The organism is Bacillus sp. 17RED48 (assembly GCF_019837545.1).
Classification (GTDB): domain Bacteria; phylum Bacillota; class Bacilli; order Bacillales; family Bacillaceae_G; genus Bacillus_A; species Bacillus_A wiedmannii.
In genome coordinates, this window is record NZ_JADAXG010000001.1 from 1,038,433 (window position 1) to 1,052,842 (window position 14,410).

General features: G+C 36.9%; 14 protein-coding genes. 13 read left to right on the forward strand and 1 reads right to left on the reverse strand.

Annotated elements, in window-relative coordinates:
- Window positions 1–3 precede the first annotated feature (3 nt).
- The 10 genes from def to spoVM all read left to right on the forward strand — a co-directional run bounded on the left by def (window position 4) and on the right by spoVM (window position 9,329).
- Entirely contained in the window at window positions 4–474 is a 471-nt protein-coding gene (gene def, locus ILT06_RS05850; RefSeq protein WP_000279468.1) for a peptide deformylase, read from the forward strand.
- A gap of 23 nt (window positions 475–497) precedes the next feature.
- Complete coding sequence (gene fmt / locus ILT06_RS05855) at window positions 498–1,442, forward strand: methionyl-tRNA formyltransferase (RefSeq protein WP_000598793.1); 945 nt, start codon at window positions 498–500, stop codon at window positions 1,440–1,442.
- Complete coding sequence (gene rsmB, locus ILT06_RS05860) at window positions 1,439–2,773, forward strand: 16S rRNA (cytosine(967)-C(5))-methyltransferase RsmB (protein ID WP_064474995.1); 1,335 nt, start codon at window positions 1,439–1,441, stop codon at window positions 2,771–2,773. Before fmt ends, rsmB begins: the two co-directional genes overlap by 4 nt.
- A 4-nt stretch (window positions 2,774–2,777) precedes the next feature.
- Window positions 2,778–3,866 carry a dual-specificity RNA methyltransferase RlmN gene (rlmN, locus tag ILT06_RS05865; protein ID WP_000450539.1) on the forward strand — a complete coding sequence of 363 codons (1,089 nt, stop codon included), beginning with the start codon at window positions 2,778–2,780 and terminating at the stop codon, window positions 3,864–3,866.
- A gap of 4 nt (window positions 3,867–3,870) precedes the next feature.
- On the forward strand, window positions 3,871–4,623 hold the full coding sequence (locus ILT06_RS05870) for a Stp1/IreP family PP2C-type Ser/Thr phosphatase (protein ID WP_000648694.1): 753 nt from the start codon (window positions 3,871–3,873) through the stop codon (window positions 4,621–4,623).
- An 8-nt stretch (window positions 4,624–4,631) separates the two neighbouring features.
- A complete protein-coding gene (prkC, locus tag ILT06_RS05875) occupies window positions 4,632–6,605 on the forward strand; it encodes a serine/threonine protein kinase PrkC (protein WP_088047264.1) in 1,974 nt (657 codons plus the stop codon).
- 268 nt (window positions 6,606–6,873) lie between these two features.
- A complete protein-coding gene (gene rsgA / locus ILT06_RS05880; protein ID WP_064474997.1) occupies window positions 6,874–7,755 on the forward strand; it encodes a ribosome small subunit-dependent GTPase A in 882 nt (293 codons plus the stop codon).
- A 2-nt stretch (window positions 7,756–7,757) separates the two neighbouring features.
- Window positions 7,758–8,402, forward strand: a complete 645-nt coding sequence (rpe, locus tag ILT06_RS05885) for a ribulose-phosphate 3-epimerase (protein ID WP_061678216.1) — start codon at window positions 7,758–7,760, stop codon at window positions 8,400–8,402.
- Window positions 8,403–8,501: 99 nt separating this feature from the next.
- Window positions 8,502–9,182: a thiamine diphosphokinase gene (locus ILT06_RS05890; RefSeq protein ID WP_064474998.1), complete on the forward strand. Its 681-nt coding sequence runs from the start codon at window positions 8,502–8,504 to the stop codon at window positions 9,180–9,182.
- 66 nt (window positions 9,183–9,248) lie between these two features.
- On the forward strand, window positions 9,249–9,329 hold the full coding sequence (gene spoVM, locus ILT06_RS05895) for a stage V sporulation protein SpoVM (protein ID WP_001213599.1): 81 nt from the start codon (window positions 9,249–9,251) through the stop codon (window positions 9,327–9,329).
- Window positions 9,330–9,402: 73 nt separating this feature from the next.
- Here spoVM and rpmB read toward each other — a convergent pair whose 3' ends face one another.
- A complete protein-coding gene (gene rpmB, locus ILT06_RS05900) occupies window positions 9,403–9,591 on the reverse strand; it encodes a 50S ribosomal protein L28 (protein WP_000124776.1) in 189 nt (62 codons plus the stop codon).
- A gap of 375 nt (window positions 9,592–9,966) precedes the next feature.
- Between rpmB and ILT06_RS05905 the strand changes: the two genes are divergently transcribed.
- The 3 genes from ILT06_RS05905 to recG all read left to right on the forward strand — a co-directional run bounded on the left by ILT06_RS05905 (window position 9,967) and on the right by recG (window position 14,360).
- The gene (locus ILT06_RS05905; RefSeq protein ID WP_000021109.1) at window positions 9,967–10,329 is read left to right on the forward strand and encodes an Asp23/Gls24 family envelope stress response protein; all 363 of its coding nucleotides are present in this window, start codon (window positions 9,967–9,969) and stop codon (window positions 10,327–10,329) included.
- Between the two features lie 22 nt (window positions 10,330–10,351).
- Window positions 10,352–12,028, forward strand: coding sequence for a DAK2 domain-containing protein (locus ILT06_RS05910; RefSeq protein ID WP_088047265.1), 1,677 nt, complete (start codon window positions 10,352–10,354; stop codon window positions 12,026–12,028).
- A 283-nt stretch (window positions 12,029–12,311) separates the two neighbouring features.
- Entirely contained in the window at window positions 12,312–14,360 is a 2,049-nt protein-coding gene (gene recG, locus ILT06_RS05915) for an ATP-dependent DNA helicase RecG (protein WP_064475000.1), read from the forward strand.
- Window positions 14,361–14,410 lie beyond the last annotated feature (50 nt).

The window sequence follows — 14,410 nt, forward strand, 5'->3', positions numbered from 1 at the left end:
AATATGGCAGTTTTAGAAATAGTAAAGCATCCAAATGAAGTGTTAGAAACACCATGCGAAAGAGTAATTAACTTTGATAAAAAGTTAGTGAAATTGTTGAAAGATATGCATGAAACAATGTTAATTGCGGACGGGGTCGGTTTAGCTGCGCCTCAAGTAGGTGTAAGCTTGCAAGTTGCGGTAGTTGATATCGGTGATGATACGGGGAAAATCGAGTTAATCAATCCATCGATACTAGAAAAACGTGGTGAACAAGTAGGTCCCGAAGGCTGTCTAAGCTTCCCGGGACTTTATGGTGAAGTGGAACGTGCGGATTATATTAAAGTACGTGCGCAAAATCGCCGAGGTAAAGTATTTTTACTAGAAGCAGAAGGATTTTTAGCACGTGCAATTCAACATGAAATCGATCATTTACACGGTGTGTTATTTACATCAAAAGTGACAAGATATTATGAGGAAAACGAATTAGAATAGGTATTAAAAGGAGCGGTTTTTAAATGATAAAAGTAGTATTTATGGGAACACCGGACTTTTCAGTGCCGGTGCTTCGTCGTCTTATCGAAGATGGCTATGATGTAATAGGTGTTGTGACGCAGCCCGATCGTCCGGTAGGTAGAAAAAAAGTATTAACACCTACACCTGTTAAAGTTGAAGCAGAAAAACATGGTATTCCGGTGTTACAACCGTTAAGAATTCGTGAAAAAGACGAATATGAACAAGTCTTGGCATTAGAGCCAGATTTAATTGTAACAGCTGCTTTCGGTCAGATTGTACCAAATGAAATTTTAGAAGCACCGAAGTATGGATGTATTAACGTCCATGCGTCTTTACTACCTGAACTTCGTGGTGGTGCACCAATCCATTATGCAATTATGGAAGGTAAAGAAAAAACGGGTATTACAATTATGTATATGGTAGAGAAATTGGATGCTGGTGATATCTTAACGCAAGTAGAAGTCGAGATTGAAGAGCGTGAAACGACAGGCTCTTTATTCGATAAGTTAAGTGAAGCAGGGGCACACCTTCTATCTAAAACAGTACCTTTATTAATTCAAGGTAAGTTAGAACCAATTAAACAAAACGAAGAAGAAGTAACGTTTGCATATAATATAAAACGTGAGCAAGAGAAAATTGATTGGACAAAAACAGGTGAAGAAGTATACAATCACATTCGCGGATTGAATCCATGGCCAGTCGCTTATACGACTTTGGCAGGACAAGTTATTAAAGTATGGTGGGGAGAAAAGGTCTCTATTACAGAGAAAGCTGAACCAGGTACAATAGTAGCTCTTGAAGAAGATGGATTTGTTGTTGCAACAGGGAATGAGACAGGTGTTAAAATCACTGAATTGCAACCTTCTGGTAAAAAACGTATGAGTTGTTCGCAATTTTTACGTGGCACAAAACCTGAAATTGGAACGAAGTTAGGAGAAAATGCATGAGACAAAATGTTCGTGAGTTAGCTCTTGATGGCTTAATTCAAGTAGAAAAAAGTGGTGCATACAGTAACTTACTTTTAAATAATCTAATTGAAAAAAATGCAATTGATAGAAAAGATATTGGTTTGTTAACTGAAATTGTATATGGAACGATTCAACGTCGTGACACATTAGATTATTATTTACAGCCTTTTTTAAAAAAGAAGGTTGAGGCGTGGGTAAGAGTATTACTTCGCTTATCTTTATATCAAATGATTTATTTAGACCGAGTGCCAGAAAGAGCGGCTATTCATGAAGCAGTTGAAATTGCAAAGCGTCGCGGGCATAAAGGGATTGCTGGTATGGTAAACGGGGTATTACGTTCGATTCAGAGAGAAGGGGTACCTTCTGTAGATGAAATCAAGGATCCAATAGAACGTTTGGCAATTGCAACAAGTCATCCAATGTGGCTTGTGCAAGACTGGGCTTCTGAATATGGTTTAGAGACAGCAGAGAAAATGTGTGAAGTGAACATGTTACCTCCGGTACCAACAGCGCGTGTAAATGTTGATAAAATAACAGTAGAAGAAGCAATTGAGTTGTTGGCTGGTGAAGGTATAGAAGCGAAGCGCGGCGATTTATCAGAGGATGCAATTCAAATTGAAAGAGGGAATGTAGCGCATACAGATGCGTTCAAAAAAGGTTTTCTTTCTATTCAAGATGAAAGTTCTATGCTTGTAGCACGCGCTTTAGAACCGAATGAGGGAGATGTAGTTCTTGATAGTTGTGCTGCTCCGGGCGGAAAGACAACGCACATTGCAGAGCGATTAAAAGGAACAGGTCAAGTTATGTCTCTTGATTTACATGCACACAAAGTACGTTTAATTAAACAACAAGCAGAGAGACTTGGTCTAGAAAATGTCGAAACAAAAGCACTAGATGCTAGAAAAGTGCAAGAACACTTTGCGAATGAAACATTTGATAAAATATTAGTAGATGCACCATGTTCTGGATTTGGTGTGATTAGACGTAAACCTGATATTAAGTTAGGTAAAAATAAAGGCGATAGTGAAAGATTATCGACGATTCAACTTGCAATACTAGAAAAAATAGCACCGTTATTAAAACAAGGTGGTCGCCTTGTTTATAGTACGTGCACAATAGAAAAAATAGAAAATGAACAAGTAATAAAGCAATTTTTACAAGAGCATCCTGAATTTGAATGGGATACTACGATAAAAGATCGCATGCCAGAAAAGTTAAATCCGCATATTGATGAAGGTCAAGTGCGAATTTTACCGCATTATTTTGCAACAGATGGCTTTTATATTGCTTGTTTAAGGAAGAAGGTGTAGCATCGTGGAAACGACTGTGAGAAAACAAAAGAAAAATCTAGAAACGAAGAAACCATCAATTTATTCTTTACAACTTCATGAAATGCAAGATTGGTTAAAGGAACAAGGAGAACCTAAATTCCGTGCAGGACAAATCTTTGATTGGCTATATAAAAAACGTGTAAAAAATTATGACGACATGTCGAATCTTTCTAAAGGATTACGCGATAAATTGTCGAATTCCTTTGATATTACTACTTTAAATACATTGGTAAAACAAACATCTTCTGATGGAACAATTAAATTCTTATTCCAATTATATGATGGTTATTCTATTGAAACAGTGTTAATGCGACACGAATATGGAAATTCTATTTGTGTAACAACACAGGTTGGATGCCGTATCGGTTGTACGTTCTGTGCATCTACACTTGGTGGGTTAAAACGAAACTTAGAGGCTGGAGAGATTGTAGCGCAAGTAGTAGAAGTGCAACGTGCACTTGATGAAACAGAAGAACGTGTAAGTTCGCTTGTTGTTATGGGAATTGGAGAGCCGTTTGATAATTACGACAACTTAATGTCATTCTTACGCATTGTAAACCATGAAAAAGGAATTCATATTGGTGCAAGACATATGACAGTTTCAACAAGTGGAATTGTTCCAAAAATTTATAAGTTCGCTGAAGAAGATATGCAAATTAATTTTGCGATTTCATTGCATTCTGCAAATACAGAGTTACGTTCAAAATTAATGCCGATTAACCGTGCTTATAAGCTACCAGACTTAATGGAAGCTGTTAAATACTATGTAAATAGAACAGGGCGTCGTATTACGTTTGAATATGGCTTATTTGGAGGAGAAAATGACCAAGTTGAGCAAGCTGAAGAACTTGCTGCGCTTTTAAAAGGTGTAAAATGTCATGTAAACTTAATTCCGGTAAACTACGTACCTGAACGTGATTATGTACGTACGCCACGTGAACAAATTTTCTTATTTGAAAAAACGTTAAAAGATCGTGGAGTGAATGTAACAATTCGCCGTGAACAAGGTCATGATATTGATGCAGCCTGCGGTCAGTTACGTGCGAAGGAGCGTAAAGAAGAGACGAGGTGACGAGATGAAAGCCGTGTTTCTATCAGATAAAGGAAAAGTTCGTCAACATAATGAAGATAGTGCAGGAGTTTTTCACAATTTAGATGGAAATATTTTAGCGGTAGTAGCAGATGGAATGGGAGGTCATCGAGCTGGTGATGTAGCTAGCTCGATGACCATTCAATTATTCCATGATTATTGGAAGCAAACGCATAATATGAATGAACCAAAAAAAGTAGAAGAGTGGTTACATACGAGTGTTGGGATTATTAATGAGCGTATATATGAGTACTCTAAGCAACATGTAGAATGTAATGGTATGGGAACAACACTTATAATAGCGATTTGTACGCCAAACTTTGTGACAATAGGTCATATAGGAGATAGTCGTTGTTATATGGTATCAGAGGGAGAAATCTCGCTTGTAACGGAAGATCACTCACTTGTAAATGAACTTGTGAGACATGGTGAAATTTCAAAAGAAGACGCAGAATATCACCCGAAAAAGAATGTTTTGTTAAGGGCATTAGGAACAGAAGAAAAAGTCGGATTAGATGTTAAAACATTGGTGCTTGAGGAAGATGATCAGTTACTTCTTTGCTCTGATGGGTTATCTAACAAAGTTTCTATTGCTGATATGCAACAAATTTTACAGTTAAATGAACAGCTTGAAACTAAGGGACAACGTCTCATTCAATTGGCGAATGATCGTGGCGGGGAAGATAATATCACCCTTGTTCTTATTGATTATGCGGGTTCGACAAACGAAAGTAGGTGAAGTGCAACGTGCTGATTGGAAAACGCTTAAATGACCGTTATAAGCTGCTGAAAATGATTGGTGGTGGTGGAATGGCCAATGTGTATTTAGCTCATGATGATATACTTGGCCGAGATGTAGCGGTAAAAATATTAAGACTCGACTATTCAAATAACGAAGAGTTTATTAAACGTTTCCATCGAGAAGCGCAGTCTGTTACAACGTTGTCGCATCCAAATATTGTGAATATGTATGATGTCGGAGAAGAAGATGGTATATATTATCTTGTAATGGAGTATGTACCAGGACAAACATTGAAGCAATACATAATTGAGCGAGGGATGTTACCTATAGGAGAAGCTCTTGATATTATGGAGCAGTTAACATCCGCCATGGCACACGCCCATCATTTTGAAATTGTGCACCGTGATATTAAACCGCACAATATTTTAATTCGAGCTGATGGAGTAATAAAAGTAACAGATTTTGGAATTGCGACAGCTACAAGTGCAACAACAATTACACATACAAATTCGGTACTCGGTTCGGTGCATTACTTATCACCAGAACAAGCACGCGGCGGGATAGCAAATAAACAATCAGATATTTATTCCCTAGGAATCGTTATGTTTGAGTTGTTAACAGGAAGACAACCGTTTTCTGGCGAATCTGCTGTTGCTATAGCTTTAAAACATTTACAAAGTGAAATTCCGTCTCCAAAAAGATGGAATGAAAATATTCCGCAAAGTGTCGAAAATATTATATTAAAGGCAACTGCGAAAGATCCGTTTCACCGATATCAATCTGCCAATGCGATGAAACGAGATATTGAAACTGCGTTATATCCAGAGAGGATAAATGAGCAGCCATTTTACATACCGGAAGATATGGAAGCGACAAAAGCGATTCCAATTATTCAACAAGAACAATTATTCCAAAATGTAACTGATGAAACAATTGTTTTAAAAGGAAGTAAAGTGGATGAGCAGACAAGAAAAGAAGAAACGGATTTAAATAAGAAGAAAAAACGAAGTAATAAATGGCTCAAAATTTTAATTACAACATTTTTACTTTTAGCGATTGGAATAACGTTAGCGCTTACTGTTGTTCCAGGATTCTTTATTCCAAAAGATGTAAAAGTCCCTGATGTGGCTGGTATGAAATATACGACAGCAGTAAATACATTAGTTGAAAAGGGTTTTGAGATTACGGAACCTAATATTGTATATACAGATGATGTTGAAACCGGTGATGTGATAAAAACAGACCCCGTAGCAGGAAGAGTCGTGAAAGAAAACTCTAAAATTACTATCTATCAATCAGGTGGAAAAAAGAAAAGTAAGATGAGTGATCTCACAGGAAAAGATTTTGAGAGTATAAGGAATGAATTAGAAGAAAAATATAAGCAAGTTACAATAAATTTTATTGAAAATGATAGGCCAAAAGGTGAAATCGTAGAGCAAATTCCGACGCCTGATCAAATGGTAGTAGAGGCGGAACAAGAACTAAAAATTTGGGTAAGTAAAGGTCCTTATCAAATTAGACCAGGTGATTTTTCAGGATGGACTGAAAATAGCGTAAATGGTTATTTGAATGAGAGAAAACTAACTCCAGATATAAAACGAGAGTATTCCGATACTGTTGATAAAGGACTTGTAATTTCGCAATCTCCAAAACCAGGAACGCCGTTAAAAGAAGGAGATAAAGTGACGATTATCATTTCAGAGGGGCCTAAGCCGAAAGTAACGAAAACAGTGAAAGTGGATAATATTTCTATTCCGTATGAGTCTTCTATAATTGGTGAGAAAAAACCGCAAACAATAGAAATTTATAAAGAAGATATGCAACAAAAAATGGATAGACCAATTGAAACTAGAACAATTTCAGAGTCGGCAACTATTTCTTTAGAATTTGTAATTCAAGAAGGTACAAAAGGACACTATAAAATTGTACGAGATGGTGTAACGATTATCGACAAAGAAGTACCATACCCAACTCAATAATAATGACTTCCATTTTCTTTCTAGAGGGGATGGAATGTATTACTCTTGCCTGTTATGCTGTCTACATATAGTGGACTGTATAACAGGCAAAAATATATGATTCAAAAAGCTATAAAAGTGATACTGTTATAAATAATATTTTAAATTTGATGGTAGATTAAATATATTAACTTGTATATATGACGGGTTTTGAAATAAGTATTTAAAGAATTTTAAACCATTCAATATTAATGACAGCTTCACTTTATACAAAATAAAGGAGAATTATATGCCAGAAGGAAAAATTGTAAAAGCTCTAAGTGGATTTTATTATGTGCAGCATGAAGAAGGGATTACACAATGTCGCGGGCGTGGTGTGTTCAGAAAAAATAAAATTACACCACTGGTAGGAGACCAAGTTGTTTTTCAAGCAGATAATCCAACTGAAGGATATGTACTTGAAGTATTTGATCGAAAAAATGAACTTGTTAGGCCTCCTATTGCTAATGTTGATCAAGCAATTCTCGTTTTCTCTGCAGTAGAACCAGATTTTAACCCGGGACTATTAGATCGATTTTTAGTGCTGATTGAATATCATAACATTAAGCCGATTATTTGCATTAGTAAGATGGATTTAGTGGATGAAAAAATGAGAGAGACTGTTGAATCTTATGCAAATGACTATCGTGAGATGGGATATGATGTGTTATTTACTTCTATAAACACATCGGAAAGTATTGATATTTTAAAACCATTCTTAGAAGGTTGCATTTCTGTTGTTGCAGGGCAATCTGGTGTTGGAAAATCTTCTATGCTTAACGTTTTACGTCCAGAGTTAGAACTGAAAACGAATGATATTTCCTCGCATTTAGGACGCGGGAAACATACGACAAGACACGTGGAATTAATTGCGGTTGGAAGCGGACTAGTTGCAGATACACCTGGTTTTAGTTCACTTGATTTCATAGATATAGAGGTAGAAGATCTTACATATTGTTTTCCAGAGTTGAAAGAAGCGAGCCAATACTGTAAATTTAGAGGGTGTACACATCTTGCTGAACCGAAATGTGCTGTGAAGACAGCGGTTGAAGAAGGGAAGATTACAGAATATCGTTATAAAAATTACAAACAATTCGTAGAAGAAATTAGAGAGAGAAAGCCGAGGTATTAGTTATGATTAAAATTGCACCATCGATCTTATCAGCAGATTTTTCAAAATTAGGGGAAGAGATTAAAGATGTAGAAAAAGGCGGAGCGGATTACATTCACGTCGATGTAATGGATGGACATTTCGTACCAAATATTACGATTGGACCATTAATTGTAGAAGCTATCCGCCCAATTACATCTTTACCATTAGATGTACATTTAATGATTGAAAATCCTGATAACTATATCCCGACTTTCGCAAAAGCGGGAGCGGATATTATTACTGTTCATGTAGAGGCGTGCCCTCATTTGCATCGTACAATTCAGCTAATTAAATCTCATGGCATTAAAGCGGGAGTTGTATTAAATCCGCATACGCCAGTTTCGACGATTGAGCATGTATTAGAAGATATCGATATGGTATTACTTATGACAGTAAACCCTGGATTTGGTGGACAGAAATTTATCCATTCTGTATTACCGAAAATTAAACAAGTGGCAGAAATGGTTAAAGAGCGCAATCTAGAAGTAGAAATTGAAGTTGATGGTGGTGTAAACGCTGAAACAGCACGACTTTGTGTTGAAGCAGGAGCAAATGTACTTGTAGCTGGATCAGCAGTATACAATCAAAAAGACCGCGGTGAAGCAATTCGTGTCATTCGTGGATAATGAATGAACGAGTCTTTATCCCAGTGAAACTTCTAGTGTAGTAAGTGTTCACTATTTATAAAGGATAGAGAAAAAACATGTAAAAAGGCAATCTACCGAATGGCAGATTGCCTTTTTACAATAGAAGGGGAAGGAAACATGATTATTCATATTTTAGCGGGTGGACCTGCGGAATATTGTGCAGATTTTTCTCGATATGAAAATGAGAAAGTAGTATGGGCAGCAGTTGATAGAGGAGTATATCGTCTATTAAAGGGAGGAATTACTCCAACTGTTGCGTTTGGAGATTACGATTCAGTTACTGAAGAGGAATTAGTATGGATGGGCCAGCAAACAAATGACTTACATATTGTTCCTCGTGAAAAAGATCAAACAGATTTAGAAATTGCGATTAACTGGGCGTTAGAACAAAATCCCACATTGATTCGTATTTTTGGTGCCACTGGTGGAAGGCTGGATCACGGTTTAGCAAATATACAGATGCTTTTAAGAGGGTTAGAAGTAGGGGTAGAAATGTGTATTGTAGATAATAAAAATGAAATAAGCGTGAAAAAAGTGGGTACACATATAATTGAAGACAATAAAAATTTCCCTTATGTATCTTTTGTACCGGTTACTGAAATAGTAGAAGGGATTACATTACTTGGTTTTAAGTATCCTCTAACTAATAAAACAATAGAATGGGGATCAACACTTTGTATTAGTAATGAACTCGTTGAGGAAAAAGGTACTTTTTCATTTACTTCTGGCATATTAATGGTGATAAGAAGCACTGATTAAAGAAACAATTTTGCTCCTTACATCATATAGTGAACAAGTGGAGTAATGGGGATTAGGAGGGAAACCATGAGATTTTATACAATTAAGTTACCTAAATTTCTTGGTGGAATTGTTCGTGCCATGCTAAATACCTTCAAAAAAGATTAAAAAAAGCACCTATTACCGGTGCTTTTTCCATTGTCATAGTAAAAAAAGAGCCTAGCGGCTCTTTTTTTTATTATTAAACACGTTCGATTTTGCCAGATTTTAATGCTCTAGCAGAAACGTAAACACGTTGAACTTTTCCGTCGATGCGTACGCGAACTTTTTGAAGGTTAGCGCCCCATTTACGTTTTGTAGCGTTCATTGCGTGAGAACGAGAGTTACCAGAACGAGCTTTTCTTCCAGTGATAGCACAAACACGAGCCATTTATATTTCCCTCCCTTGATACCTTACCATACGTAATTTTTCAATGTTAGTCTTTTTTGCGATGCTAAAAACACTACTATAATTTAACACAACTAAAAAGAGAATGCAACACCGTAGAAAAAAGAAATCAAGAAAAATTACTTGACACCATATGTCGATGATGAAAAGTTGAAATCAAGAAAAATTGCTTGACATATTATAGTGGTACATGTTGTATAATAACAATGGACTATTTTGCTCATCATAAAAAATGTGATTTAAAACATAAAATATGAGAGTGAAAAGAAAGAACGATGGAATTTTCTTTAAAAAGATTATATGATAGTAACTAAAGTAGTCTAGCTCACTTTCACCATTTATGAAGGGGGAAACGAGATGTCAATTGAAATTAAAACGAAGTATGGTCAAATTGATATTAGTACAGATGTAATTGCAACAATTGCTGGAGGTGCCGCAGTAGATTGCTACGGTATCGTAGGTATGGCATCAAAAAATCAGTTAAAAGATGGTTTAACAGACATTTTACGAAAAGAAAACTTCACTAGAGGTGTTATTGTTCGTAAAGATGAAGATGAAGTACATATTGATATGTATATTATTGTGAGCTATGGTACGAAAATTTCAGAAGTAGCACATAACGTGCAGACGAAAGTGAAATATACATTAGATCAAACTGTAGGACTAGCAGTAGATTCTGTAAACATCTACGTACAAGGAGTTAAAGTAATAAACTTGTAATGTGCATTAAGGAGGAAAATCTGTGTCAATTCAAAAAATTGATGGGAAACGTTTATCACAAATGATCATGCAAGGAGCGAATAATTTAACAAATAATGTTCAGCTTGTTGATGCATTAAACGTATTTCCAGTTCCAGATGGCGATACCGGTACAAACATGAACTTATCAATGACTTCAGGCGCACGTGAAGTGAAAGCAAATCCTTCACAGCATGCTGGTAAAGTCGGCGTAAGTTTAGCCAAAGGATTATTAATGGGAGCTCGTGGTAACTCTGGAGTTATTTTATCTCAGTTATTCCGTGGTTTCTCTAAATCCATTGAACAAAAAGAAGAATTAACAACAGTTGATTTTGCTGCAGCTTTAGATGCTGGGGTAGAAGCGGCTTACAAAGCGGTTATGAAACCGATTGAAGGAACGATTTTAACGGTTGCAAGAGAAACGGGTAAATATGCAGTGACAGTTGCGAAAAAACAGCGCGACTTTGTTTTGTTTATGGAAGACGTTGTGAAAGAAGCGAATGCATCGTTAAATCGTACGCCAGATTTATTACCTGTATTAAAACAAGTTGGCGTTGTAGATAGCGGTGGTAAAGGTCTTGTTGTTGTATACGAAGGATTTTTAGCTGACTTAAAAGGAGAAACGATTTCTTCTAATGTGTCTGCCCAACCATCTATGAATGACATGGTACGCGCAGAACATCACCGTAGTGTACAAAGCCAATTGAGTACAGAAGATATTAAGTATGGATATTGTACGGAATTCATGGTGAAATTAGAGCCTGAAAAAATGAAAGAACATAATTTCTCTGAACAAAAGTTCCGTGAAGATATTAGTGTGTACGGAGATTCACTACTTGTTGTATCAGATGATGAGGTTGTTAAGGTTCATATTCATGCGGAACATCCTGGAGATCCTATGAATTATGGACAACGCTATGGTAGTTTAATTAAGATTAAAGTAGAAAATATGCGTGAACAGCATACGGCTTTATTAGATGAGCCTACTATGATGCCTGAGCCAACTAGCCAGTCTAAAGAGAAACAACAGTACGGTATCGTAACTGTTGCTATGGGATCTGGTATCAAAACTTTATTTGAGAGCATTGGCGCGACGAAAGTTATCGAAGGTGGCCAAACGATGAATCCAAGTACGGAGGATATTGTGAAGGCGATTGAAGAAGCGAATGCTGAAAAAATCATTATTTTACCGAACAACGGAAATATCGTGATGGCAGCAGAACAAGCAGCGTCAGTTGTGGATCAAGAAGTGATTGTAATTCGTTCAAAAACAGTTCCTCAAGGTATGGCTGCAATGTTAGCATTTAATCCAGTTGGAACGTTAGAAGAGAACGAAGAAAACATGAAAGAAGCTTTATCTCATGTGAAAACCGGTCAAATTACGTATGCTGTACGTGATACGGAAATTGATGGTGTAGCAATTCAAAAAGATGATTTCATGTGTATTGCAGATGGGAAAATCGTATCAACAAATGCTGCAAAAGTAGGAGCTGCAAAGCAATTACTAGAAGCACTTATTGATGAAGATTCTGAAATTGTAACGATTCTACAAGGTGAAGATGCAACTGACGAAGAAGTAGCTGAGTTAGTTGCATTTGTAGAAGAGAATTTTGAAGATGCAGAAGTAGAAGTACATGCTGGAAACCAACCGGTGTATTCGTTTATCTTCTCTGTAGAATAAGAAAAAATTCGTTTTGAAAATAAATGGATTACTTACTTGCTAATGGATAAGAAGTAGTAATATGAAGTTCATTACTAGTTTTTATTCAAAAGGCTAGCATATTGAAGATAAAAAAGAGCCTTGCTGCTAATAGTGAGGCTCTTTTCTTTCGTATTGCTTATGAGGGATTTGAGTAGTTTCTCTAAGAATGCCTATGATAGAATATATAGGGTGAAAGAGAGCGATTACAGATGTCAATAGTATGAATGAATCAAAGAAAATAATGTGACGGAGCGTGAGAATCTTGAATGAAGTTGTACAAGTTCCTGTTACGGATGTAAAGGGAATCGGAGGAGAAACATCTGAATTACTACACGAGATGGGAATTTATACAGTTTCTCATCTATTAGAACATTTTCCGTACCGTTATGAAGATTATGCGATGAAAGATCTTGCTGAAGTAAAGCATGATGAACGTGTAACAGTTGAGGGAAAGGTTCATAGTGCTCCTTTACTGCAATATTATGGGAAGAAGAAGTCGCGTCTTACGGTTCGTGTCCTCGTCGGTCGTTATTTAATTACAGCTGTATGCTTTAATAGGCCGTACTATAAGCAGAAGTTAAATTTAAATGAAACAGTAACGATTACTGGTAAATGGGATCAGCACCGTCAAACGATTGCGGTATCAGAGCTTCATTTTGGACCAGTTGTACGTCAACAAGAAGTAGAGCCTGTATACTCAGTGAAAGGGAAACTTACAGTAAAACAGATGCGCCGTTTTATCGCCCAAGCGTTCAAGGAGTATGGAGAATCTATAGTTGAAGTGCTACCTGATGGATTGCTAAGTCGATATAAATTATTGCCGCGTTATGAAGCGATTCGGGCGTTGCATTTTCCAGCAGGACAGGAAGATTTAAAACAAGCACGTCGCCGTTTTGTATATGAGGAGTTTTTCTTATTTCAGCTGAAAATGCAAACATTACGGAAAATGGAGAGGGAAAATTCGAAAGGGACGAAAAAAGAAATTCCTTCAGCAGAATTGCAAGAGTTTATCGATGCACTTCCGTTTCCATTAACTGGTGCACAGCGTCGGGTAGTAGATGAAATTATGAAAGATATGACATCTCCTTATCGGATGAATCGTCTGTTGCAAGGTGATGTAGGTTCTGGGAAAACAGTCGTTGCAGCAATTGGCCTTTATGCAGCGAAGTTAGCACATTATCAAGGTGCTTTAATGGTTCCTACAGAAATTTTAGCAGAGCAACATTATCAATCGCTCGCAGAGACGTTCTCGCACTTTGGTATGAATGTTGAATTGTTAACCAGTTCTGTTAAAGGTGTAAGGCGTCGAGAGATTTTGGCAAAATTAGAACAAGGAGAAATAGATATCCTTGTTGGAACACATGCTTTAATTCAAGATGAAGTTATCTTTCATAGGTTAGGTCTCGTTATTACTGATGAACAACATCGATTTGGTGTAGCGCAGCGACGAGTTTTAAGGGAGAAAGGTGAAAGTCCGGATGTTTTATTTATGACGGCGACGCCAATTCCGCGTACGTTAGCAATTACTGCATTTGGAGAGATGGATGTTTCTATAATCGATGAGATGCCAGCTGGTAGAAAGGTAATTGAAACATACTGGGCAAAACATGATATGTTAGATCGAGTTCTCGGTTTTGTGGAGAAGGAGATAAAAAAAGGAAGACAAGCATATGTTATTTGTCCCCTTATTGAAGAATCTGAGAAACTTGATGTGCAAAATGCGATTGACTTACATAGTATGCTGACTCATCATTATCATGGGAAATGTCAAGTCGGATTAATGCATGGCAGACTCTCATCTCAAGAAAAAGAAGAGATAATGGGACGATTTAGTGAAAATAAAGTGCAAATTCTTGTGTCGACAACAGTTGTTGAAGTAGGTGTGAACGTACCGAATGCGACTGTAATGGTTATTTATGATGCAGAGCGTTTCGGTTTATCGCAGCTCCATCAGCTCAGGGGACGTGTTGGGCGTGGTAGTGAACAATCATATTGTTTATTAATCGCGGATCCAAAATCGGAAACGGGAAAAGAGCGAATGCGTATTATGACCGAAACGAATGATGGATTTGTATTGTCAGAAAAAGATTTAGAGTTAAGAGGTCCTGGAGATTTCTTTGGAAGTAAGCAAAGTGGTTTACCAGAATTCAAGGTTGCTGATATGGTACATGATTATCGAGCGTTAGAAACAGCTAGACAAGATGCGGCGTTACTAGTAGAGTCAGAAGCGTTTTGGCATAATGATCAGTATGCTTCGCTGCGTACTTATCTTGACGGGACAGGTGTGTTCCAAGGAGAGAAGCTCGATTAAAGGGAGGCAACGAAAGTTTTTGTTGCATTCTACTTTTAATGATTATATAC

Bases quoted from the DNA above. Each gene is read 5' to 3' on its own strand.
- rsgA (WP_064474997.1), top strand. From the start codon at position 6,874: ATGCCAGAAGGAAAAATTGTAAAAGCTCTAAGTGGATTTTATTATGTG.
- rpe (WP_061678216.1), top strand. From the start codon at position 7,758: ATGATTAAAATTGCACCATCGATCTTATCAGCAGATTTTTCAAAATTA.
- rsmB (WP_064474995.1), top strand. From the start codon at position 1,439: ATGAGACAAAATGTTCGTGAGTTAGCTCTTGATGGCTTAATTCAAGTA.
- ILT06_RS05890 (WP_064474998.1), top strand. From the start codon at position 8,502: ATGGCAGATTGCCTTTTTACAATAGAAGGGGAAGGAAACATGATTATT.
- spoVM (WP_001213599.1), top strand. From the start codon at position 9,249: ATGAGATTTTATACAATTAAGTTACCTAAATTTCTTGGTGGAATTGTT.
- ILT06_RS05870 (WP_000648694.1), top strand. From the start codon at position 3,871: ATGAAAGCCGTGTTTCTATCAGATAAAGGAAAAGTTCGTCAACATAAT.
- rpmB (WP_000124776.1), bottom strand. From the start codon at position 9,591: ATGGCTCGTGTTTGTGCTATCACTGGAAGAAAAGCTCGTTCTGGTAAC.
- ILT06_RS05905 (WP_000021109.1), top strand. From the start codon at position 9,967: ATGTCAATTGAAATTAAAACGAAGTATGGTCAAATTGATATTAGTACA.
- fmt (WP_000598793.1), top strand. From the start codon at position 498: ATGATAAAAGTAGTATTTATGGGAACACCGGACTTTTCAGTGCCGGTG.
- def (WP_000279468.1), top strand. From the start codon at position 4: ATGGCAGTTTTAGAAATAGTAAAGCATCCAAATGAAGTGTTAGAAACA.